Annotated in this window: 22 protein-coding genes; 9 read left to right on the top strand and 13 right to left on the bottom strand. The window is 65.8% G+C overall.

All coding sequences use genetic code 11. The features are described 5' to 3' along the window. The gene (locus tag V5A19_RS07935; RefSeq protein ID WP_332318621.1) at positions 1 to 582 is read right to left on the bottom strand and encodes an HPP family protein; all 582 of its coding nucleotides are present in this window, start codon (positions 580 to 582) and stop codon (positions 1 to 3) included. Positions 583 to 1,095: 513 nt separating this feature from the next. Beyond that, on the bottom strand, positions 1,096 to 1,401 hold the full coding sequence (locus tag V5A19_RS07930; RefSeq protein WP_332318620.1) for a CBS domain-containing protein: 306 nt from the start codon (positions 1,399 to 1,401) through the stop codon (positions 1,096 to 1,098). Positions 1,402 to 1,644: 243 nt separating this feature from the next. Between V5A19_RS07930 and radC the strand changes: the two genes are divergently transcribed. After that, entirely contained in the window at positions 1,645 to 2,319 is a 675-nt protein-coding gene (radC, locus tag V5A19_RS07925; protein WP_332318619.1) for a RadC family protein, read from the top strand. Between the two features lie 24 nt (positions 2,320 to 2,343). Next, positions 2,344 to 3,546, top strand: coding sequence for a site-2 protease family protein (locus tag V5A19_RS07920; RefSeq protein WP_332318618.1), 1,203 nt, complete (start codon positions 2,344 to 2,346; stop codon positions 3,544 to 3,546). On the opposite strand, the gene V5A19_RS07915 is transcribed toward V5A19_RS07920, so the two are convergent. After that, the gene (locus V5A19_RS07915; RefSeq protein WP_332318670.1) at positions 3,543 to 4,526 is read right to left on the bottom strand and encodes a phytoene/squalene synthase family protein; all 984 of its coding nucleotides are present in this window, start codon (positions 4,524 to 4,526) and stop codon (positions 3,543 to 3,545) included. The two genes, V5A19_RS07920 and V5A19_RS07915, sit on opposite strands and share 4 nt — an antisense overlap. 49 nt (positions 4,527 to 4,575) lie before the next feature. After that, the gene (locus tag V5A19_RS07910) at positions 4,576 to 5,229 is read right to left on the bottom strand and encodes a glutathione S-transferase family protein (protein ID WP_332318617.1); all 654 of its coding nucleotides are present in this window, start codon (positions 5,227 to 5,229) and stop codon (positions 4,576 to 4,578) included. 154 nt (positions 5,230 to 5,383) lie between these two features. Between V5A19_RS07910 and xth the strand changes: the two genes are divergently transcribed. Further along, positions 5,384 to 6,163: an exodeoxyribonuclease III gene (gene xth, locus V5A19_RS07905; RefSeq protein WP_332318616.1), complete on the top strand. Its 780-nt coding sequence runs from the start codon at positions 5,384 to 5,386 to the stop codon at positions 6,161 to 6,163. Positions 6,164 to 6,372: 209 nt separating this feature from the next. Here the strand turns inward: xth and V5A19_RS07900 are convergent, their stop codons facing one another. The 7 genes from V5A19_RS07900 to V5A19_RS07870 form a co-directional block, all read right to left on the bottom strand. Then, a complete protein-coding gene (locus tag V5A19_RS07900) occupies positions 6,373 to 8,634 on the bottom strand; it encodes an NADP-dependent malic enzyme (protein WP_332318615.1) in 2,262 nt (753 codons plus the stop codon). A 19-nt stretch (positions 8,635 to 8,653) separates the two neighbouring features. Continuing rightward, positions 8,654 to 9,178, bottom strand: a complete 525-nt coding sequence (locus V5A19_RS07895) for a hypothetical protein (RefSeq protein ID WP_332318614.1) — start codon at positions 9,176 to 9,178, stop codon at positions 8,654 to 8,656. Continuing rightward, positions 9,175 to 9,990 (bottom strand): thermonuclease family protein, encoded by an 816-nt coding sequence (locus V5A19_RS07890; protein WP_332318613.1) that lies wholly within the window; start codon positions 9,988 to 9,990, stop codon positions 9,175 to 9,177. The genes V5A19_RS07895 and V5A19_RS07890 overlap by 4 nt, the downstream gene beginning before the upstream one ends. 58 nt (positions 9,991 to 10,048) lie before the next feature. Next, the gene (rpmE, locus tag V5A19_RS07885; protein ID WP_332318612.1) at positions 10,049 to 10,264 is read right to left on the bottom strand and encodes a 50S ribosomal protein L31; all 216 of its coding nucleotides are present in this window, start codon (positions 10,262 to 10,264) and stop codon (positions 10,049 to 10,051) included. Positions 10,265 to 10,339: 75 nt separating this feature from the next. Further along, the gene (gene rho, locus V5A19_RS07880; protein ID WP_332318611.1) at positions 10,340 to 11,596 is read right to left on the bottom strand and encodes a transcription termination factor Rho; all 1,257 of its coding nucleotides are present in this window, start codon (positions 11,594 to 11,596) and stop codon (positions 10,340 to 10,342) included. Between the two features lie 349 nt (positions 11,597 to 11,945). After that, positions 11,946 to 12,269 carry a thioredoxin TrxA gene (trxA, locus tag V5A19_RS07875; RefSeq protein WP_332318610.1) on the bottom strand — a complete coding sequence of 108 codons (324 nt, stop codon included), beginning with the start codon at positions 12,267 to 12,269 and terminating at the stop codon, positions 11,946 to 11,948. Positions 12,270 to 12,520: 251 nt separating this feature from the next. Then, complete coding sequence (locus tag V5A19_RS07870; RefSeq protein ID WP_332318609.1) at positions 12,521 to 13,150, bottom strand: hypothetical protein; 630 nt, start codon at positions 13,148 to 13,150, stop codon at positions 12,521 to 12,523. A gap of 125 nt (positions 13,151 to 13,275) precedes the next feature. Between V5A19_RS07870 and V5A19_RS07865 the strand changes: the two genes are divergently transcribed. From V5A19_RS07865 to V5A19_RS07855, 3 genes are read left to right on the top strand one after another with little or no spacing between them, the layout of a single operon-like run. Next, positions 13,276 to 13,809, top strand: coding sequence for a DsrE family protein (locus V5A19_RS07865; RefSeq protein WP_332318608.1), 534 nt, complete (start codon positions 13,276 to 13,278; stop codon positions 13,807 to 13,809). A 24-nt stretch (positions 13,810 to 13,833) separates the two neighbouring features. Next, on the top strand, positions 13,834 to 13,998 hold the full coding sequence (locus tag V5A19_RS07860) for a hypothetical protein (protein ID WP_332318607.1): 165 nt from the start codon (positions 13,834 to 13,836) through the stop codon (positions 13,996 to 13,998). A 10-nt stretch (positions 13,999 to 14,008) separates the two neighbouring features. After that, entirely contained in the window at positions 14,009 to 14,686 is a 678-nt protein-coding gene (locus V5A19_RS07855) for a glutathione S-transferase N-terminal domain-containing protein (protein WP_332318606.1), read from the top strand. Between the two features lie 61 nt (positions 14,687 to 14,747). Here V5A19_RS07855 and V5A19_RS07850 read toward each other — a convergent pair whose 3' ends face one another. Beyond that, entirely contained in the window at positions 14,748 to 15,068 is a 321-nt protein-coding gene (locus V5A19_RS07850; RefSeq protein ID WP_332318605.1) for a hypothetical protein, read from the bottom strand. Positions 15,069 to 15,123: 55 nt separating this feature from the next. Next, positions 15,124 to 16,287 carry a PilT/PilU family type 4a pilus ATPase gene (locus tag V5A19_RS07845; RefSeq protein WP_332318604.1) on the bottom strand — a complete coding sequence of 388 codons (1,164 nt, stop codon included), beginning with the start codon at positions 16,285 to 16,287 and terminating at the stop codon, positions 15,124 to 15,126. 93 nt (positions 16,288 to 16,380) lie between these two features. Between V5A19_RS07845 and V5A19_RS07840 the strand changes: the two genes are divergently transcribed. The 3 genes from V5A19_RS07840 to plsY all read left to right on the top strand — a co-directional run bounded on the left by V5A19_RS07840 (position 16,381) and on the right by plsY (position 20,788). Then, positions 16,381 to 17,175 carry a L,D-transpeptidase gene (locus V5A19_RS07840; protein WP_332318603.1) on the top strand — a complete coding sequence of 265 codons (795 nt, stop codon included), beginning with the start codon at positions 16,381 to 16,383 and terminating at the stop codon, positions 17,173 to 17,175. An 80-nt stretch (positions 17,176 to 17,255) separates the two neighbouring features. Continuing rightward, entirely contained in the window at positions 17,256 to 20,174 is a 2,919-nt protein-coding gene (locus V5A19_RS07835; protein WP_332318602.1) for a heavy metal translocating P-type ATPase, read from the top strand. After that, positions 20,171 to 20,788 carry a glycerol-3-phosphate 1-O-acyltransferase PlsY gene (gene plsY / locus V5A19_RS07830; protein ID WP_332318601.1) on the top strand — a complete coding sequence of 206 codons (618 nt, stop codon included), beginning with the start codon at positions 20,171 to 20,173 and terminating at the stop codon, positions 20,786 to 20,788. The genes V5A19_RS07835 and plsY overlap by 4 nt, the downstream gene beginning before the upstream one ends. Positions 20,789 to 20,914: the final 126 nt, after the last annotated feature.

The raw sequence follows: 20,914 nt of genomic DNA, 5'->3' as shown, positions 1-20,914 counted from the left end.
TTACCACCAGAATTGGGGATAGCGCCGGCTGTGGGGAAGGTTATTCACCCCCAGGCCCACCGCCAGCATAATCAGGGGCCCGGCTCCGGCGGGGACCAGTGCGAACAGATAACCTAGTTCATGAACCCGCTCGGTCCCTATGACGGCGATCAATGCGGTGGCGCCTCCTGGGGGGTGGAGTGTGCGGGTGGCGTGCATGAGCGCAATCGCCGTGGCCACAGCGGTGGCGATGGCCACTTCGGGAATGCCACCCAGCCACTGGTAGCAGGCAACGCCCACCAGGGCTGACAGCACGTGGCCGCCGACCAGGTTTCGGGGCTGGGCCAACGGGCTGCGAATGGCACCGAACACCAGCAAGGCTGATGCTCCGAAGGACCCCATGAGCATCATCAGATCGGTATGCGAGACCAAGTCCTGGTGCACTAGGCCAAGGGCGCCCATGCCCAGGAAAGCTCCCAGCCACGACCAGGCGATCTCGGATGACGGTGCGGCCGGGGGACCTTGGGTGGTTCCGCGCATCTTCAGGAAGTAGATGAGCAACCGCCGGAAAGTGCGACCCTCCCCGCGCAAAATGCCTTGCATGGTGCTTGGTTTCGTCTCAGGAGAGCTCGGTATCGGTAGGAACAGGCAAAACTTACCGGATCAAAACCCGTAAGCAGGTTGCCCCGACGCAATTAAAGGTGCAACTGGAATGCACCAATGGCACACATAGAGCGTCACCGGGATCCCCCGCCGAAAGCGTTTGGCAGGGAGGAAAGTAGCGGTAGGGGGATCGAGTCCGTGCTCCGGGGCAAATTCCCCGGTCCCCTTCCGCGTCCTCCGCCTGGTCGGCACGCGCTGGCCCTTCAGTTGGGATCGGAGCTGTCGAGGGCGGCCAGGACCGATGGCACCAGATCCCAAGGGGAACCATGCCCTTTAGCCGGTGCTACCTGTCGGTGTCAGGCAGGCGCTTGACCTGCAATCGCCTGAAACGGGCAGCAATATGGGCCAGCCGCGTGTCTTCCTCCAGCGTTGCCACCTCCCGCGCCACGATTCAGCAGCGACATGGGCATAGCCTGATTGGCCCTTCCTATGATCCTCCTGCCCGTTGGCTGGTCAAATCTCGATGACCGTACGTCCATCTTCCTCACGGGCGTGGGTGGCGAAATCGTGCTCGGAAATGATGCCAACCGCGCGGTTGGCGTCGTCCAAAACCACCAGCCCGGAGATGCGGTGCCGCATCATGAGGTCCGCCACCTCGGGGAGGGGGGTGTGGAGACCCACCGTGACCACCTCGGGTTTCAGCAGGTCGCGGCTTTGAAGGGCCTGGCTGAGGCGTTTCAGGGCGTGCTCAAAGGCGAGGCGATAGAGCGCGCGGAAATCTGCGGAGGTAATATCGATATAGGCCGGAACCGAGGCCATCGCCGATTGAATGTCCGATTCGGTGAGTGCCAGCTCGACCGGCGATATCTATTCTTCAGCGGGGAATTCGGCCCTGAAGGCATCTTCCCTGGGTAGAGTTGTGGCAAAAAATAGACATCTTTTAAGGCGGCGTTCGTCCACAGACAGGCTCGGGCCCTGGTAGGGGCCGAGGGCCCTTCCGGTCGTTTCCGCCGCGGCCTGTGCTAGGCTGGTCGCAGTGCCACCAAGCAAAAGGGGGAGGGCATGGCCATTACTGACTGGCCGGCCACCGAGCGCCCGCGGGAGAAGCTCGCGGACCGTGGCCCGGAGGCCCTGACCGACGCCGAGCTCCTTGCCATCTTTCTGCGCACAGGGGTCCCCGGGCGCTCGGCGGTGGACCTGGCGGCTGAGCTCCTGGAGCGCTTTGGCGGCCTGCGGACCCTGCTTGCGGCGGATCGGGAGGCCTTCTGCGCCGGGCCCGGGCTGGGTAGCGCCAAATACCTCCAGCTGCAGGCGGTGACGGAGATGACCCGGCGTTTTTTGGCCGAGAGCCTGCATCGCGAGGAGGCCATCGAATCGGCCTCCGCTGCCCGGGATTACCTCACCGCCCGTCTGCGGGACCGCGAGCGCGAGGTGTTCGCCGCCTTGTTCTTGGACACGCGGCACCGGGTTTTGGCCTTCGAGGAGCTGTTCACCGGCACCATCGACGGCTCGGAGGTGCACGCCCGCGAGCTGGTCCGGCGCGCCCTTCACCACAATGCCGCGGCGGTCATCATCGCCCACAATCACCCCTCGGGGGTGGCCGAGCCCTCCGCCGCGGACGCCGACCTCACCCAACGCCTGCGCAGTGCCCTGGAGCTGATGGAGGTGCGGCTCTTGGACCATTTCGTCATCGGCGACGGCGCGGTGGCCTCATTTGCCCAGCGCGGGGAACTTTAGCGGCCCGCCCCAACGGAGCGCACCATGGGTCAAGGCATCCGGCTCGGCCGCGTGTTTGGCATCGATATCCACCTGGACTGGAGCCTGCTGATCATCTTCTTGCTCATCGTGGTCAGTCTGGGCGCCGGCACTGTCCCCGCCCTGCACCCCCAATGGTCGGCGGTCACGGTGTGGGGCACAGCCCTGGTGGCGGCGGTTCTGTTCTTCGCCTCGGTGCTGACCCACGAGTTGTGCCACGCCCTGGTGGGCCGCCTCCACGACATCCGTGTGCCCCGAATCACATTGTTCATTTTCGGCGGCCTGGCGCAGATGGAGAACGAGCCGGCCCACTGGCGGGATGAGCTGTGGATGGCCCTAGCCGGGCCGGCGGCGAGCCTGGTGCTGGGAGTGATCTTCATCACTCTGGGCAACCTGGTTATGGGACCGGAGACCTTTGACCCAGGTCAGCCGCGGGAGAGCCTGGAGCGGTTGTCGCCGCTGGCTACCCTGCTCATGTGGCTGGGGCCCATCAACATTGTGCTGGGGCTGTTCAACCTGGTGCCCGGCTTCCCCCTCGACGGCGGTCGGGTGCTGCGGGCCGTGATGTGGGGGGCATCGGGCAACCGGCGGCGTGCCACACGCTGGGCGTCCCGGGGCGGCCAGGCCTTTGCCTGGCTGCTTATCGCCACCGGAGTGGCCATGGTCCTGGGAGCCCAGGTGCCATTGTTCGGCCGCGGCCCCGTGAACGGCCTGTGGCTGGTTCTCATCGGTTGGTTCCTGAACAGCGCGGCCCTTTCCAGCTATCAGCAGATGCTGGTGGGGCAAGCCCTGCGCGGTGTCTCCGTCCGTGGTCTGATGCGCTCCGATCTGGTAACCGTGTCGCCGCGGCTGACCCTCAATGAGCTTGGCGAGGCGTATCTGGGGCCGGGGGGGCAGCGCGCCTTTCCGGTTGTGGAAGGCAAGCGGTTGGTGGGCCTGGTGACCCTGACCGACGTGCGCGCCGTTGACCGTGCCGTATGGGGCGAAAGCCCGGTTAGGGAAATCATGGTCCCGGCCAACGAGCTGGTGACGGTTTCCCCCGACGATGACGCCTTCAAGGCCTTGACCACGCTCACCCGCAGCGGGGTGGACCAGCTGCCGGTGGCTGGGGATGGCCAATACCAAGGCACGGTTCGGCGCCGGGACATCCTCAACTGGCTGTCAGTGTACGGCGATCCCCAGGTGGCCCGTCAGCTGGAAGAGGATTAGCGCGGAGCCCCACGCCGGCCCATCACCAGGCGTTCCAGCCCACGATCGGTGGGTGGCAGCAGCAGGAACCGCGCGATCAGCCGTTTCACCTCCGGGCGCGGCACCTTGATGGTGTCATGGGCGTCGAGGATCCGGTGGGGCTCGGCCGCCAACCGGTCCAGGGTCCGTCGTGCGAGAACGGCCGGAAGGCCGGCGGCCGCCCGCTGGCGGATCCAGTGGTAGGGCAGATGGTGGAAAAACTCCAGCCCTTTCTCCAGATCGGCTTGGGCGGCCTCGAGGTGGCCCCCCAGCAGAGGCTTGAGCCGCTTCATGGCGTCCGGGAAGTACAGATCGCGAGGGTCCAGGCCGTGGTCTGCCAGCTCGTTGGCGGGCAGGTAGCAGCGTCCCCGGCGCAGGTCCTTGGCCAGGTCGCGTAGGACATTGACTCGCTGCAAGGCCTTGCCCAGGTAGACCCCGGACTGCTCGAGGCTTTGCACGTCAAGCCCGGTAAAGCGATGGGAGGTGGTGGCCAGCTCCTGGGCCCAGTAGCCCCCCACGCAGCCGGCATTGCCGTAGAGATAGGTGTCCAGGGACGAGGGATCGGGCAGCGCCACCACGCGGTCGCTATTGATTCCGAAGCGGGCAAGGTCGCGGCGCATGGCCGCAAACAGGATGGTGCAAACCTCCCCGGCGCGCTTGCGGGCCGGCACCTCCAGCTCGTTCACCCACCCTGCCACCATAGGGAGCTGCGCCAGGAGGGTGCGCTCCTCGACAAGGCCGCCGGAGCCCAGCGGGGCCGCCTCCAAAGCGATGGGCTCGCCGCGGGCAAGGCGCCTGGCGGCGGCCTCCAGTTGGGCCAGCATGCGCTCCCGGGCCGCAGGGTCCACCGCCTCGGTGTCGGCCACGGTATCCCCCGCGCGCGCCAACAGGTAAGCGCGCGCGAAATGCTCCCGAAGCCTCGCCGGCAGGAAACGCAGGCTCAGGACGAAAGAGCGTGCCAGGCGGTTCAGGAGAGCGGCAGGCGCGAATGCCTCGGGCGTGGCCCCGGAATCAGCACTGGCGGCCGAAATGGCTGTCCTTCTCCCGGAAGTAGTTGTGCACCTGATCCTCGAAATCGTTCGGCACCGAGCCGGCCACGGCCGGCCGCTCCCTGAGGGCCGTCCACCAGCCCCGGAGGTTGGTGAAGTCGGCGTAGTCCGGTAGAGCGGTAATGCGGTCCACGACCTCGTAGCGCTGGAGGAGGGGAGCCACCGCCGCATCCACCAGGCTGAACGCCTCCCCGCGCCACAGGGGTCCGGCCACGGCGGCGTCGACGCGAGCTAGGCGGGGCTCCGTGTCGTGCCAGGCCGCCTCGAAGGTGTTGGCGTCCTCGGCCATCATCAGTCGGTACTGGTCGAACAGCAGGGTCTCGGCGAAGGCGATCCAGGCCCGGTCGTGGGCCTTGGCCACGGGGTCTTGGGGATGGAAATCGCCGGGAGTGACCTCGTTGACAAATTCGTTGATCACCGCTGATTCGAAGATCACGTGCTCGTCGTCCACCCGCAGCACGGGCACCTTGCCCAGGGGGCTGAGGGCTAAGAACCACTCGGGCTTGTTGGCCAGATCGATGTAGGTGACCTCGTAGGCCGCGCCCTTTTCCAGCAAGGTGATCACCGAGCGCTGGACGAAGGGGCAGATGGGGAAACTGATTAGGTCGAGCTTCATGGGCTTTTCTACTTGTGAAAGGCCGGGAAAACGCCAGGATGGGCTCCCAGTGTAGGGGCAAACCGGGCTGCAAGCTAGCCCGGCGCCGGGTCGGCAAGCCCGCCCCCGGCCGGCTACAATCGCCCCTACCATGCCACCCCGCCGGAGGCGAGCCGTGAAGATCGCTACCTGGAACGTCAATTCCGTGCGCAGCCGCGCCGACCACATCCGCACCTTCCTGAAGGAGCAGGCCCCGGATGTCCTCGCCCTGCAGGAGCTCAAGGCAGTGGCCGATCAGGTCCCGTTGGCGGCCTTCGCCGAAGCCGGTTACCAGGCCACGATTTTTGGCCAGAAGGCCTACAATGGCGTCGCCTTCCTTAGCCGGGAGGACATCTCCGAGCCGGCCGAGGTTCAGCGTGGCTTTCCCGATGATGGCGACGACGCCCCGGCCCGGCTGCTCAGCGCTCGTTTCGGGGACCTGCGCCTGATCAATGTCTATTTGCCCAACGGCTCGGAGGTGGGCTCGGACAAGTACAATTACAAGCTGGACTGGATGGAGCGGCTACGCGGGTGGCTGGACGCCGCCTTCGACCCGGCGGATCCGGTGGTGCTGGTGGGTGATTTCAACGTCGCGCCCGAAGACCGTGATGTCTACGATCCCGCGGCCCTGCGCGACCGGATCCTGTTCTCCGAGCCCGAGAAGCAGACCCTGGAGCGTATCCGCGACTGGGGTTTCACCGACTGCTTCCGCCGCTTCCACGAGGGTGCCGGCCACTTCTCCTGGTGGGATTACCGCATGAACCAATTCCGGCGGGGCAACGGCCTACGCATCGACCATATCTGGACCACCCCGGCCGCCGCCGGGGCCTGTACCAGCTGCGACATTCTCATCGAGCCCCGCCGCTGGGAGCGCCCCTCCGACCATGCGCCGGTGGTGGCGGAGATCGAGCTATAAAACAGGGTGTTCAGTGTTCAGCTTGCCGTATTCAGTGAGCTACCCACTCTCTGGCGGTCTCCGGGCTTCTTACCACCATGGCTCGGGAACCTTGCCGATCCTACCGTCTAATTCCTGAACACTGAACACTGAACACTGAACACTGAACACTGAACACTGAACACTGAACACTGCCCGAGCCCGCCCGGACGCCGAACGACCCACTCGGCCTAACCGCCCTCCGCCTGCTGCGCCCCCTGCACGGCGATGGCCGTCATGTGCACCACATCGGTGACCGGGGCGCCCCATTCAACGATCTGAACCGGTTTGTCCATGCCCACCAGGATGGGCCCCACCGCCTGGGCCTGGCCCATGTGTACCAAAAGCTTGTAGGTGGCGTTACCGGCGTCCAAATCCGGGAACAGCAGCACATTGGCGGCACGGCTGAGGCGGGCGGCGGGCAGCAGGGCGGCCAGCCTGTCGGGCTCTACCGCCACATCGGCCTGCATCTCCCCCTCCACTTCCAGCTCCGGGTGTTCGGCGTGGAGCAGTGCCACTGCTTGCCGCACCTTTTCGGCGCGGTCGCTGCGGGCGGCGCCGAAGTTGGAGAAGGACAGCAGCGCCATATGGGGTGCCATCCCGAATTCGCGCGCCAGGCGATCGGCCTCCACTGCCATGGCGGCCAATTCCTCGGCGGAGGGGTCGATGGTCACGGTGGTGTCTCCCAGCAGATACAGCCGCTCGCCGATGAACAGCATGTGCATGCCGAAGGCGTGCCGGTGAGGGATGATCTGCAGGGCTGGTCGCAGTAGAGTAGTATAATGGTTTTCCACCCCACCCACCATGGCGCCGGCGTCGCCCCGACGGACCATCATGGCTGCCAAGCGGAAGGGATCGGTGCGCACTGCCCGCTGCGCGTCCCCCAGGCTCATGCCCTTACGCCCGCGTAAGGCATGCAATTCAGCGACATAATCCTCGTCGGCTGCGAAATGGGCGGGGTCGACGATTGCCACCGCCTCGCCGGCTATGCCCTCCTCGGCCATGCGCTCGCGGATCACCTGCTCGCGCCCGATGAGAACGGGCCGGGCGATGCCCTCGTCCAGCACGGCGTCCACGGCCCGCAGGACGGTGCGGTTCTCGCCCTCGGGATAAACCACCTGGCGCGGATCCCGATGGGCCCGGTGCATGACCTTGCGCATCCAGAGCATGGATCGGTCCTGCATGCCTTCCAGCTGGGCGGCGTATTCGGCGGCCGGGGGTGGCGCCACTGTGGCCGTTCCGGTCTCCTCAGCGGCGTGGGCCACCGCCGGCGGTACCCACTGGATCAGGCGCGGATCCAGCGGCTTGGGGATGAAATAGTCGGGGCCGAAAGTGAGCCGGTCGACCTCATAGGCTTGGGCCACCTCGTCGGGCACCGGCTCTCGGGCCAATACCGCCAGGGCCCGGGCGGCGGCCAGCTGCATTTCGGTGTTGATGCCGCTGGCGCGCACGTCGAGGGCGCCGCGGAAGATGAAGGGAAAGCCCAGGACGTTGTTCACCTGGTTGGGGTAGTCGGAGCGTCCAGTAGCCATGATTAGGTCATCCCGAACCGCGTGGGCGTCCTCGGGCAGGATCTCGGGATCGGGGTTGGCCAGGGCGAATACCACGGGGCGCTCGGCCATTGCAGCCACGTGACGGGGCTCCAACATGCCGCCCACGGACACCCCGATGACCACGTCGGCGCCGGCCACGGCATCGTCCATGGTCCGCTCCTCGGTGGCCACGGCGAACTCGGCCTTGTATTCGTCCACCTCCTCGGCGCGGCCGGCGTGGATGATGCCCTTGCGGTCCACTAGGCGGATGTTGGCCGGGTCGGCCCCCATGGCACGGAGCAGGCGCAGCGTGGCAATGCCGGCGGAGCCGGCGCCCAGGCAGGTGATTCGGGCGTCGGCGATGCGTTTGGCCTGCAGATCCAAGGCATTGATCAGCCCGGCCGCCGTAATGATGGCGGTGCCGTGCTGATCGTCGTGGAACACCGGAATGGCCATGCGCGCTTTGAGCGTTTCCTCGATCCGGAAGCAATGAGGCGCGCCAATATCCTCCAGATTGATGCCGCCGAAGGTGGGCTCCAGCCGGGCCACTGTCTCGATGAAGGCGTCGGGGTCGTTGACATCGAGCTCCAGGTCGAAGACGTCGATGTGGGCGAAGCGCTTGAATAGCACAGCCTTGCCCTCCATGACCGGCTTGGCGGCCAGCGGCCCGACATCCCCCAGCCCGAGCACTGAAGTGCCGTTGCTGATCACCCCTACCAGGTTGGCGCGGTTGGTGTAGTCGTAGGCAGTGGCCGGGTCGGCGTGGATGGCGCGCACTGGCTCGGCCACGCCGGGGGTGTAGGCCAGCGAGAGGTCGCGCTGGGTAGAGCAGGGCTTGGTGGACTCCACCGATACCTTCCCCGGGCGGGGGTGGCTGTGGTAGCGCAAGGCGTCGGCTCGAAAGGAATCCTGGCTCGACATGGGGTGGCTTCCTCAGCGGTTACGGCATGTAGATGCGGCGGTCGTCGAAGTCGGCCTGGTCCAGGGCATCCACCGCCGCCGGGACTTCGGGAGCGTGAAGAGTGGCGACCAGGACTACGCCGCCGTCGGTGATACGGGTCTGCCAGAAGGGGGCCTCCTCTTTGGGGACCCCGTACGCCACCAGGGTGCCGGTTTGATCGCCCCGGAACAGGTCAAGATAAAAGCGGGCGAACCAGCCCCAGACAAAGCCGATGGCGACCACGCCCGGAAGCCACAGCCAGTGGAAGCCAGCGGCCCAGAGGGCGATGCCGATGGGCACGGCATAGGCGCCGGCTCTGCGTGCCCAGCGCCAGGGCGAAGTTACCCGGGGAAAGTGCTGGGGGGCTTCCTCGGCGGTGACCCCGCTGGGGAGCTGCTGGTGGAAGATATGCACTTGGCTGGGGGCAATGCCGGAATCGGTCAGGGCACGGGCTGCCCAGCCGGCCTGGTCCAGGTTGGTAGCCGAGGCGACGACTCGGTGACTTAAGCCGGTATCGCCGGTCATGGCACCGTTTCGACCTGCAGCGAGTGGAATAGCCGCATGCGTGGGCTCCCGTTGCGCATGCGAACCCAGCCCCGTACCACGATGGTGCGCCCGAGAAGGGCTTCCGGGCCTTTGCCCGCCTGGTTGAATGCCTCGGTGCGGTCTTTTGGCAACAAGGCTTGAAGGCCCGAGGCGAAGCCCAGATACACATACTTGCGCTTGGGCGTCACCGTGGCCACCCGGCCCCGGAGACGGCGGAAGGTGTTGCGCAGATCCCGGGACTGTGCCGCCGGCCTGACCGCGTAATGAGGCCGGTCCCACAGCCCGCGGTTGGCCTCCCGGGCCTGGCGCTCCACTTTGGAATAGGCGCGGGCCTTCGCCGTATTGGGCGGACGGGGGGTGACGAAGGCGTGGCCGGCGGCGAGCAGCCGTTTGGCCACATTGGTGCCGTCTTCCAGGAAGACGTGGGCCAGGGTGCGGTCGTACTTGTCGGTGGCCTCGGCGCCGAGGGTTAGCCGCACCCGTTTACCCGCCACCAAAGCCTGCAGGAAGCGCCGGGCCTGCGGGCCGCCCGCTTCTGCCGGATCGTCGCGATGGGCCACCTCGGGGGCGTTGATGCCGATCACTCGGACCTCAGTGCCGTCCGCCAAGTGGATGGTATCGCCGTCGGGAATGCGCTCGACGCCCCGATAACGGGTGCCGTCGTCCTCGTTCCCGCCGTCGTCCAGGCGCTCGGCGTCCGGCGGTGGGCGGTCGCCAAAGTGCGCTTGGCCGTCCTCGTCGGTCCAGCGGAAGATGCCGTCCGCTGCTACTGATGGCAGGGCTGCTAGCAAAAAGAGGGCGCCAATTGGCGCCCTCGCTCGTTTACGCACCGCCGTGCCGAGCGTGGCCCTAGCTGTTATCGGCCTGGCTCTGGCCATACTTGCGGCGGAACTTCTCGACCTGGCCGGCGGTGTCTACGATGCGCTGCTTCCCGGTGAAGAAGGGATGGCAGGCCGAGCACACGTCGACATGGATGTGCTCCTTGATGGAGCGGGTCTGGAAGCTGCTGCCGCAAGCGCACGTCACGGTGGCTTCTACGTATTCGGGATGGATCCCTTCCTTCATTACAGGGTCCTCGACGCGCTGGGTGGCCGTTGGCAAAGGGACGGAATGCTAACGATTCCGGAGCCCGCTGGCAAGTCAGCGGTTCATGCTGGCGAAGAAGTCCTCGTTGTCCTTGGTCGCCTTGAGCTTCTCCTGCAGGAATTCCATGGCCTCGATGGGATCCATGGGATGCAGCAGCTTGCGTAGGATCTGGGTCTTCTGAAGCTCCTCCTGGTTTAACAGGAGCTCCTCCCGCCGGGTTCCGGACTTGTTGATATTGATGGCCGGGTACACGCGCTTCTCGGCCATCTTGCGGTCCATGTGGATCTCGAGGTTGCCCGTGCCCTTGAACTCCTCGAAGATCACCTCGTCCATGCGCGAGCCGGTATCCACCAGGGCAGTGGCCATGATGGTTAAGCTGCCGCCCTCCTCGATATTGCGGGCGGCGCCGAAGAAGCGCTTGGGCTTGTGCAGGGCGTTGGCGTCGACGCCGCCGGTTAGGACCTTGCCCGATGAAGGCACGGTGGTGTTGTAGGCGCGCGCCAGCCGGGTTATGGAATCGAGCAGGATGACCACGTCGTGCTTGGCCTCGGCCAGCCGCTTGGCCTTCTCGATGACGATCTCGGCCACCTGGGTATGGCGCTGGGCCGGCTCGTCGAAGGTTGAAGAGATCACCTCGCCGTTCACCGAGCGCTGCATCTCGGTGACCTCCTCCGGCCGCTCGTCGATGAGCAGCACAATGAGGTAGCACTCGGGATTGTTGGCGGCGATGGAATGGGCGATGGACTGCAGCATCAAAGTCTTGCCGGCCTTGGGCGGCGATACCAGCAGTCCCCGCTGACCCTTGCCCACCGGCGCCACTAGATCGATGATCCGGCCGGTTAGCTCCTTGGGATCACCGTTCTCCATCTCCATGCGCAGCCGCTGTTCGGGGAACAACGGCGTCAGATTGTCGAGCAGCACCTTGTTCTTGGTGCTCTCGGGCGCCTCGAAGTTGATCTCCTCAACCTTGAGCAGGGCGAAATAGCGCTCACTGTCTTTGGGGGGCCGGATCTGACCGGCGACCGTGTCGCCCACCCGTAGGTTGAACCGGCGGATTTGGCTGGGCGAGACGTAGATGTCGTCGGGCCCGGCCTGGTAAGAAGCATCAGCTGCCCGCAAGAACCCGAAGCCGTCGGAGAGGATCTCCAGCACGCCTTCGCCGTAGATGCTCTCGCCCTGCTTGGCGTGGGCCTTTAGGACATTGAAGACCAGTTCCGGCTTGCGCAGGCGGCCGACGCCCTCGATGCCCATTTCCTGGGCGACTTCATTGAGTTGTTGGGCGGTCTTCGCCTTGAGATCATTCAGGTTCATGGGTCCAGATAGGTCCTGCTGCGGTTGGCGTAAGCGAATCCAGAGCGGGATTTCGGGTCGGGTGCTGGGATAATGCGACCGGTTTGGGCAAGGCCGCCGCGGGACGGCTGGATAAAGCGGCGGCTGCGGGCACCGCTATGGGTATGGGTGATCACGGCAAGCGCGGCGGCCGTGGGATCGGTTTTTGCTGGTCACGGAGGTTTCGGGGATGCAAGCGACCTCGCGGCGATGGGGCTTTGCCGCTGACGAGGTCGAAAAAACCTTAGCATCCGACTCTGGGGTCGTCCAGCGCTTCACCGCTGACCCCCGGGTTGCGAGCGGGGCGGGCAATGCCCCGCTCCATCAACCCTTAAAGGTTCTCTTCGATGAAGGCCTGGAGCTGGGCCTTGGATAGGGCGCCCACTTTGGTTGCCTCGACGTTGCCGTTTTTGAACAGCATCAGGGTCGGAATACCGCGCACCCCGTATTTGGGCGGCGTATTGGGGTTCTCGTCGATGTTGAGCTTGGCCACCTGGAGCTTATCGGCGTACTCGTCCGATATCTCGTCCAGGATCGGAGCCGTCATCTTGCAGGGCCCGCACCACTCGGCCCAGTAATCCACGAGGACAGGCTTGTCGGCATTCAGCACCTCATCTTCAAAGGTGCTGTCGGTGACATCTACAGTCGAACTCATCCCTTCCTCCTGCGAGGATCGGCCCCAATTGGTGGCAAGGAGGGGCTCGATCGCGGTGTGGGTATCCGCATTGGGAAACCCGGCTTTCCTGAGCCGCGTCAGTGACTGCGCGCCGCCAGTCAACTCCGCCGGGTCGCGAAACCGGCGGCCCTTGGCGCTCCCGCCTTCACCTCCGATCCGTGAAGGCGAGCGACAGTGGCGTGGTCAATTTAAGGGGACGGTTGGCGACGGTCAACCCATTGGTGCGCTTTTTAGGAGGCCGCCAGGTGCCGATCCACCGCTTCCTGAAGGATGCCCGCGTCAAGCAGGGCGTAGCTCGGTTCGCCAAAAAAGACAAAGCTTTCGCATCCCTTTGCCGCCCGCTGCAATAGGTGCGAGGCGAAGGTCTCAAGGGTTTCCGGGTGGTAGCGCCCAGGGCCTTCCAAGCGCCAGTAAAGGAACCCGCCCTGGGGCTCTGGAGTCCCGATGGGCAGCTCGGTCAACGGTCCAGTGGCGCTATCCACATGGTAGACCCCGGGCCAGAAGTCTTCCGCTTGTGTGGAGGGGGTTTGGGGCCATAGCACCACCGCCAGCTTGTCCTCCAACGGGGCCAGGGCCTTGGCGAGGGGCCGCAGATCCCCGCCGGCGGCAAGGTGTTGTCCCCAATCCCCCACCAAGGGCAGGGCCAGGGCTGCGTCTTCCAGGGTTTCGGCTTCCCATTGGGCGACATCCTCGGAATCGGGGAGCGCCCACTGCGGCGGCAGCTCTAGGGCATGGAACTGCGTGGTATAGAGCTCCAGCCGCCAGTCCGGGGGCAGGTCCTCGGGAAAAAAGCCGCTGACGTCGTGAGGGTAGTGCCATCCGCGGGTGCCGATGTGGATTCGCGTTTGGCGCCGATCCATGAGGATGTGTTCCTTTTGCTGAGCGGTAGGGGATGGTTTGGTAAGATTTAGGGTCCAATTCTAGCAAGCCCGAGGGTCACCCCCTACCGGTTGGCTTTCGGGGTGCGGCGATTCCGGAGGATGCCATGGAGCGTTTCTGGCCGGCTTGGCGGCGTTCACACGCCAACTCTGAAGCCGATGAGTCCCGCCGCGGTTTGCTGCGCGGCCTAATCGGTACCATGGGCGGAGGCGCCCTTGCCCTTGGCGGCGCCCGTACGGCGCAAGCCCAAGATCCCCTGGCCATGCCGGGCGATGAGCCCGAGGTCAAAGTTTTGTATCAGCTTAACAAGGGCGATCCCGAGTACCAGGGCCACATCGTCCACAGCGCCTCGGTCGTACTGCAGCACTACGACAACCGGGTGGGCATCGTGATAGAGGTCTTTGGACCGGGGATCCACATCCTGCTCCAGGAACCGGGGCGCCCGGTGGATCCGGCGATCCGTGAGCGGGTGACAAGCCTGTCGGCCTATGGTGTCAAGTTCCACGCTTGCGGCGAGACCCTGAAGGCCCTAGGGCTGGACCAGGAGGCCTTGATCGACGAGGCCATTTACGTCGATAGCGGTGTGGTGGACATGGTCGAGCTGCAGCACCAGGAAGGCTACTACTACGTTGCCTGGTAACCGAGAGAGAACCAAGGAGCACCCATGCTGGGTAAGATCATTCTCGCCGGGGGCATGGTCTCGGTCCTCACTGGCGGTGTTGGCGGGTTCCTAACCGAATTCCAGTCGGCCATCTATGTTCTGGTCCCTGCCGGGGTGCTGATGCTTACGGTGGGCGCCGTACAGTCCCTTAACACACCCGACGAGTAACGGCGAAGCCATGGCCACCCTCTATCATTACCCCTTTTGTCCGCCCGCCCAGCGGGTGCGGCTTGCCCTGGGAGCCAAGGGGCGGGAGGCGGCGGAGACCGTCCTTCCCTATACCGATGTTGAAACCCCTGTCGAGCTCGCTGGCCGCAAGCAGGTTCCCATCTACGTTACCGACGACGGCGAAGCCCTCCTGGAATCGGAAGCCATTCTGCGCCGCATCGAGGTGGAGGCCCCCGAGCCACCCCTGTTCGATGGCGCCATCGAGCCGGCCGATTACCAGGCCCTGAAGGGCTGGATGGCCGAGTTCGACCCGCTTGTGGACCGCCTGCGGGGTCCCACTCAGCTAGGTTATGCCGGACTCGGTGACGACCCCGATGCCGCCGAGTATTTCCGCCGCCAGGTGGAGACTCGCACCGGCGCCCAGCTCGAGGAGCTGGTGAACGCCCGCTACGCCGATTACCTGGACTTCGAGGCCCGGGCCGGGCTCAAGCGCTTCGCCAACGTCCTTGCCAAGGGCCGTTTCTTCAGTGGCCGGCTGTCGGTGGCCGATCTCTACATCGTCAGCGAATGGGGCTTTCTGCGCTGGGTGGATGGCGTCTCGCCGCCCTTGGATCTGCTCTACTATTTCGCGCGGGTGGAGGATGCCTGTGGGGTTAAGCTAGCCAGCGGGGATGAAGCGCTGTTCTGACGGCAAAAGGGCCCTTCCAAGGCTCAGACCTTGGGCTTGGTCCAGTGCGCCGCCCATCCGCTCACACCCCCTTGTAGAAGCGCATGCTGCCGGCGTCTGGGTCCAAGTCCACCAGATAGCCGTTATTGTCGGCGGTTTCGTGAAGCCGGGACAAGGGTTGGATGTGCTCGTGCCGGTTAGCCCCTAGCAGCGCCTGAGCCGGGTACAAGCCGGGTCGCTTGAGATCCGGCTTTTCGTTGAGCGGATCCAGATGCTGGGCCATGGCAATCAAGTCCTGGGCGGGCTCGCCCTCGAACCAGACCACCACCTCGTTGCCGTTATGCAGGGCTTCGGATAGCAGATCCAGGCTGTTCCCGTCCTGCCATTGGATCTCCTGCGCCATGATCATCTCCTTATTGATTGCCGTCGCCGCCCCCACATGGGGACGTTCAGGTCGGTTACAGGCGTTGTGAGCCTCCGGGGCCCCGGCTATAGGGGGCCTCGGGACCCTCATCGATCTGGTAGTCGGCCTCCTTTTCGGGCTGGGCTTCCCCCTGCTCGATCTTGGCCATTTTGATGGCCAAGCGCACGTCGTTGACCGAATCGGCGTGGCTTTGGGCCTCATCACCGGTGATAAGACCCGCGTGGTAGAGGTCAATCAGGGCCTGGTCGAAGGTCTGCATGCCCTCATCGCGAGAGCTCTCCATGATCTCCTTGACCTGGCCGAATTGCCCCTGAGCGATGGCGTCCGCGAGCGTCGGTGTGTTGAGAAGGACCTCCACCGCGGCCACCTGCCCCTGGCCATCGGCGCGCGGCACTAGGCGCTGGGAGACGATCGCCTGTAGATTCAAGGACAAATCCATGAGGGTTTGGTTGTAACGGTCCTCGCTGAAGAAGTTGACGATACGCTCCAGGGCTTGGTTGGCGTTGTTACTGTGCAGGGTGGAGATGGCCAGGTGGCCGGTGTCCGCAAAGGCAATAACGTGGTCCATGACCTCGGCGTTGCGGATCTCGCCCACCAGGATGACGTCCGGGGCTTGGCGCAGCGTGTTCTCCAGCGCGGACTCCCAGCTGCGGGTGTCCATGCCGATCTCGCGCTGATTGACCACGGATTTGTGGTGCTGATGGACGTACTCGATGGGGTCCTCGACGGTGATGATATGCTCGGCGTGAGCCCGGTTGCGGTGGTCAATCATGGCCGCCAAGGTGGTGGATTTACCCGAGCCCGTAGCGCCCACAACCAGGACCATGCCGCGCTGGGTCTCAATGATGTCGCTCACCTGGGACGGCAGATTGAGCTCCTGGAAAGAGGGCATCTGGTCGTAGATGCGCCGGATGACCAGGCCCACCGTGCCCCGCTGGCGGAAGATGTTGACGCGGAACCGGCCCAGACCGGAGTAGGAAAGGGCCAGGTTGAGCTCCATCTCCTGCTCGAACTGGGCCTTCTGGGAGTCATTGAGAATGGCTTCGGCAATGGCCTCGGTGTCCTCGGGCGTCACGCTTTGCTTGCCGATTCGGGCAAGCTTGCCGTCCACCTTCATGGACGGCGGCGTGCCGGTGCTCAGGTAGAGATCGGAGCCCGTTTTGTCCACCATGAATTTTAGAAACGGTTTTAGGTCCATGGTCTCGTGCCCTTGGCCGGTTCGGTAACGATTGCCAACGCTGCGATCGTAATCGCCGAAATGTCCACCTATCCCTACCACAATGGAGCCGCCGTGTGCAGGCGCAACGCCCCGGAGCCCAGCCCCGGCGAAGGCACCCCGCTCAAGTATGGCTGGGCAATTCTGGCTTTCTTGCTGATTGGCGTTTCCCCTCCGAACCAAGCCGATGGGCTGCGCGTGACCATCAATCTGCCCGCCTATAGTTTGCGCCTGTTCGATGGTGACGAGCTGGTGATGGAGCGGCCGGTAACCATCGGAGCCCCCGAGCATCCCACGCCTGTCGGCCGTTGGCGGGTAGAACGCCTGATCTGGCAGCCCAACTGGATGCCGCCGCCCTCGGTTTCGGCCGGAAGGGCCGAGCCGGTCCCTCCTGGCCCCGACAACCCCATGGGTGCGGTCAAGCTGCCCCTTACGGGGGCCATCTACCTGCACGGAACCGAGCGCCGTGGCCGCCTGGGTCAGCCGGCGAGCCATGGCTGCATCCGTTTGGCCAATGAGGATGCCCGAGCGCTGGCCGAGCACCTGCAGCGACGCCTGCTCGCGCAGGCCGACCGCCGCCGGATCCAGCGCCGGCGCCAGGCCCGGCCCGATCAGCCGGTGAGGGTTCGGCTGCCCGAGGCCCTCCCGGTGCGGGTGCGCTACCAGCCCCTGGAGATGGGGCAGGGCCGCGGGGTCCTGCACCCCGACGTCTACAATCGCATAGCCGATGAGCGCAGCTACCTGCGGCGGGCTCTGGCCCGGAGCCTGGGAATTCCGGCGAAGCAGCTGAGCCTCACTGACGGCGAGCTGCTTAACCGACTGAACGGGGACGCCGAGGGTCCCCTACGCTTCGATCTGGAAATCGATTAGCCTGCGGCTTTCACTAAGCGCCGCTGACCAAGGCGGCAGGATGCAAAAGAATGGATACCCTTCAGGAAGCTGGCAAAACCGTGCGATTACCCGTGACGGGGATGACCTGTGGCCACTGCGAGGCCTCGGTGGAGCAGGCCGTTACCGGCATTGACGGTGTCGCCGGTGCCGAGGCCGACGCCCACAACGACCGGCTGGCCTTGACCTTGGACGGTGATCCCGGCGAGGTGGTAGCGGCGGTCGCCGAGGCCGTTGCCGAAGCCGGTTACCAGGTCGATGTGCGTACCGAGACCTTTACCGTCACGGGCATGACCTGCGGCCACTGCGAGGCCGCCGTAGCGCATGCCCTGAACGGCCTCGATGGGGTCCTGGCCGCAAGCGCCGACGCCGGCGATGACAGCGTTACCGTGACTTGGGAGCCCCAGCGGGTGGACGAGACCGCCATGGCCACGGCCGTGGCCGAAGCCGGTTATTCCCTGGTGACCCAGGAAGTCGTTCCTGCCGGATCCGGGGACGAGGCCGGCGAGGAGCCGTTGCCGGTTCTGCCCGCGGCCACCACCAACGCCATTTTGCCGGTTTCCGGCATGAGCTGTGCCGCCTGCGTTGCCCGCGTGCGGGAGGTCCTCCTGGGCCTGAAGGGCGTGGCCGCCGCCGAGGTCGACGTGGCGGCGGAACAGGCCAACGTTCGGTATGACCCCGAAAGGGTCGATGCCGGCGATCTCGTCGCAGCCGTCCAGGAGGCGGGCTACGAGGTGCCGGTGGCGACCGCCCGCTACCCCGTGCGCGGTATGCAGTGCGCCTCCTGTGTCAGCAAAGTGCAGGGCGCCCTACTCGACCTGCCGGGGGTGGTGGAGGTGAGCGTCAATCTGGCCCTGGAGGAGGCCACGGTCACCTACGTCCCGGGCCGGGCGGGCTTCGCCGATTTCCAGCAAGCCGTCAAGGCCACCGGCTTTGAGCTGATCAAGCCGGCCGGGGACGACGAGGCGGTCCTGGAGCGCGAAGAGGCCGAGCGCACCCAGCGCTTGGGCCGCCTCAAGGGCCGCTTCCTGATCGGTGCCGGGCTGCTGGTGCCCATCCTAATCCTGGCCAACTGGTCCCATCTGGGTCTGAGCGCCCTGGCGGGGCTTCCCTCGGGGGTCAACCACGGTCTGCAGTTGCTGTTCGCTTTGCCCTTGCAGGCCTACGTGGCCGCTCCCTTCTACGCTGGCGCCTGGCGGGTGGGCCGTCACGGTGCCACCGATATGAACACTCTGGTGGCGGTGGGCACCACCGCCGCCTTTGCCTACTCCTTGGCGGCCATGGTGTGGCCCGACTTCTTCCGGGCGGCGGGACGGGATGCGGCGGTCTACTTTGATACCGCCGGGGCCATAATCGTCATCCTTCTGCTCGGGCGCTGGTTGGAGGGCCGGGCCAAGGGGCGCACCTCCGAGGCCATCAAGCGCCTCATGCGGCTGGCCCCCCGCCGGGCGCGGGTGCTTCGGGACGGTAAGGTCCACGACCTGCCAGTGGACGAGGTGGTGGAGGGCGACCAGCTGGTGGTCCGGCCCGGCGAGCAGGTCCCGGTGGACGGCACCGTCATCGAAGGCCGGTCCAGCCTCGACGAGTCCATGGTCACGGGCGAGTCTCTGCCGGTGGAGAAGACCGCCGGCGATGAGGTGGTGGGTGGCACCATGAATCAGCACGGAACCTTCCGTTTCCGCGCCGACAAGATCGGGAGCCAAACGGTGCTGGCCCGCATTGTCGAGCAGGTCCGCCAGGCTCAGGCCCAGCAGCCCCCGGTGGCCCGGCTTGCCGATCAGGTGGCGGCGGTGTTCGTCCCCGCCGTAATGGCGGCGGCTGGGGTTACGTTTGGTGTGTGGTGGGTCTTCGGCCCCGAGCCGGCGCTCACGTTCGCGGTCCTCAATGCCATCGCGGTTCTCATCATCGCCTGCCCCTGCGCCCTGGGCTTGGCCACGCCCACCTCGGTCATGGTCGGTATCGGCTTGGGCGCCGCCCGCGGCATCCTCATCCGCAGCGCCGAGGCCCTGGAGAGCGCCCACAAGATCGACACCGTGGTGTTTGACAAGACCGGGACCCTGACCCAGGGGCGACCGCGGGTCACCGAGGTGGTCGCTTCCGGGGATCGTGCCGAGTCCGAATGGTTGCCGTTGGTAGCGGCGCTAGAGGCGGGTAGCGAGCACGTCTTGGCCGATGCCGTGGTGGCCTACGCCCGCGAGCAGGGTTACGAGGTTCCCGCTGCCGAGGATTTCGAGGCCCAGCCCGGACAGGGTGTGCGCGGGAAGGTGGATGGGGCTTGCGTGATCGTCGGCAACGCTTCGCTGGCCGGCGGCGAAGGCGCCGCTACCGCTCCCTTAAGCGAGCGGGCCCAGAACCTGGAGGAGAACGGCCGAACGGTGCTGTGGGTGGCGGTTAACGGAGAGCTGGCCGGGCTGGTGGCCGTCGCCGATCCCCCGCGAGCCGAGGCGGCCGAAGCCGTGCGCGAGCTGCAGGACAGCGGTGTACGCGTGGTTCTGCTCACCGGTGACAATCCGCGTACCGCCAATGCGGTGGCCCGCCAGGTGGGCGTCGGTCAGGTTCTGGCCGGAGCCCTTCCCGAGCGCAAGGCGGACGAGATCCAGCGCTTGCGCGACGCCGGGGCCCGTGTGGCCATGGTGGGTGACGGCATCAATGACGCGCCGGCCCTGGCGAGGGCCGATATCGGCATCGCCATGGGCCAGGGCACCGACGTCGCCATCGAGGCGGCCGATATCGCCCTGCTGCGCGATGATCCGCGCCACGTACGCCGGGCCGTCCGGCTTTCCCGGCTGACCCTGCGCAACATCAAGCAGAATCTGTTCTGGGCCTTTGCCTACAATGTCACGCTCATCCCGCTGGCCGCCGGGGTGCTGTATCCATTCACCGGGTGGACGCTGTCGCCCATCCTGGCGGCGGCGGCTATGGGGCTTTCTTCGGTTTCGGTGGTCTCCAATGCCCTGCGCCTGCGGGGGATGCGTCTGTGAGCTCCGAGCTGGCCTGGTGGCTGATCACCGCAGCCGCCTTTGTCGCCGCCTACGCCATCGGGTCGCTTACCTCGGCGGTGGCGGTGGCCAGGGCCATGGGACTGCCCGACCCCCGCTATCACGGCTCGGGCAATCCAGGGGCCACCAACATTCTGCGCCTGGGTGGCAAGCTATCGGCAGGGCTGACCCTGGCCACCGACATCCTCAAGGGGACCCTGCCGGCTGCGGGGGCCTTGCTCTGGCTCGAGGGCTGGCAACTGTCGGTGGTGGCGGCGGCGCCCTTTCTGGGCCATCTGTTCCCGCTCTATTCGGGCTTCCGCCACGGAGGCAAGGGGGTTGCCACCGGGCTGGGGGTCTATGCGGCCCTGGCGCCTCCGGTGGCCGGCCTGCTCATCGCCACCTGGCTGGTGGTGGCCGGTGTTACTCGTTACTCCTCGGCGGCGGCGTTGGTGGCCGCGGTGAGCCTGCCGCTGTGGTCGGCGCTGTGGTATCCGGGACAGCGGCCGCTGCTGGCCCTGGGCGTGTTCCTGGCGGCGCTGCTGATCTACCGCCATCAGGGCAACATCGCCCGCTTGCTGCACGGTGAGGAATCGCGCATGGGGCGGAAGTCGTGACGACAGGAACAGAAAGTTTTCAGTCGACAGTTTTCAGTGTTCAGTAACGGCCCACGGCGAATGGCAAGCCGGCTGGAAAGTCGCCGAGCCTGTTTCTGCCAACTGCCAACTGCCAACTGCCAACTG

It is taken from the genome of Thiohalorhabdus sp. (assembly GCF_036628635.1).
GTDB lineage: Bacteria > Pseudomonadota > Gammaproteobacteria > Thiohalorhabdales > Thiohalorhabdaceae > Thiohalorhabdus.
This window is presented reverse-complemented; position numbering and strand designations above follow the sequence as displayed.

Coding starts and splice junctions, on each gene's coding strand:
- V5A19_RS07930 (WP_332318620.1), bottom strand. CDS start 1,401: ATGGCCTCGGTTCCGGCCTATATCGATATTACCTCCGCAGATTTCCGC.
- rpmE (WP_332318612.1), bottom strand. CDS start 10,264: ATGAAGGAAGGGATCCATCCCGAATACGTAGAAGCCACCGTGACGTGC.
- radC (WP_332318619.1), top strand. CDS start 1,645: ATGGCCATTACTGACTGGCCGGCCACCGAGCGCCCGCGGGAGAAGCTC.
- V5A19_RS07900 (WP_332318615.1), bottom strand. CDS start 8,634: ATGTCGAGCCAGGATTCCTTTCGAGCCGACGCCTTGCGCTACCACAGC.
- V5A19_RS07855 (WP_332318606.1), top strand. CDS start 14,009: ATGGCCACCCTCTATCATTACCCCTTTTGTCCGCCCGCCCAGCGGGTG.
- V5A19_RS07860 (WP_332318607.1), top strand. CDS start 13,834: ATGCTGGGTAAGATCATTCTCGCCGGGGGCATGGTCTCGGTCCTCACT.
- trxA (WP_332318610.1), bottom strand. CDS start 12,269: ATGAGTTCGACTGTAGATGTCACCGACAGCACCTTTGAAGATGAGGTG.
- V5A19_RS07920 (WP_332318618.1), top strand. CDS start 2,344: ATGGGTCAAGGCATCCGGCTCGGCCGCGTGTTTGGCATCGATATCCAC.
- V5A19_RS07910 (WP_332318617.1), bottom strand. CDS start 5,229: ATGAAGCTCGACCTAATCAGTTTCCCCATCTGCCCCTTCGTCCAGCGC.
- rho (WP_332318611.1), bottom strand. CDS start 11,596: ATGAACCTGAATGATCTCAAGGCGAAGACCGCCCAACAACTCAATGAA.
- V5A19_RS07845 (WP_332318604.1), bottom strand. CDS start 16,287: ATGGACCTAAAACCGTTTCTAAAATTCATGGTGGACAAAACGGGCTCC.
- V5A19_RS07935 (WP_332318621.1), bottom strand. CDS start 582: ATGCAAGGCATTTTGCGCGGGGAGGGTCGCACTTTCCGGCGGTTGCTC.
- V5A19_RS07895 (WP_332318614.1), bottom strand. CDS start 9,178: ATGACCGGCGATACCGGCTTAAGTCACCGAGTCGTCGCCTCGGCTACC.
- V5A19_RS07850 (WP_332318605.1), bottom strand. CDS start 15,068: ATGGCGCAGGAGATCCAATGGCAGGACGGGAACAGCCTGGATCTGCTA.
- V5A19_RS07870 (WP_332318609.1), bottom strand. CDS start 13,150: ATGGATCGGCGCCAAACGCGAATCCACATCGGCACCCGCGGATGGCAC.
- V5A19_RS07865 (WP_332318608.1), top strand. CDS start 13,276: ATGGAGCGTTTCTGGCCGGCTTGGCGGCGTTCACACGCCAACTCTGAA.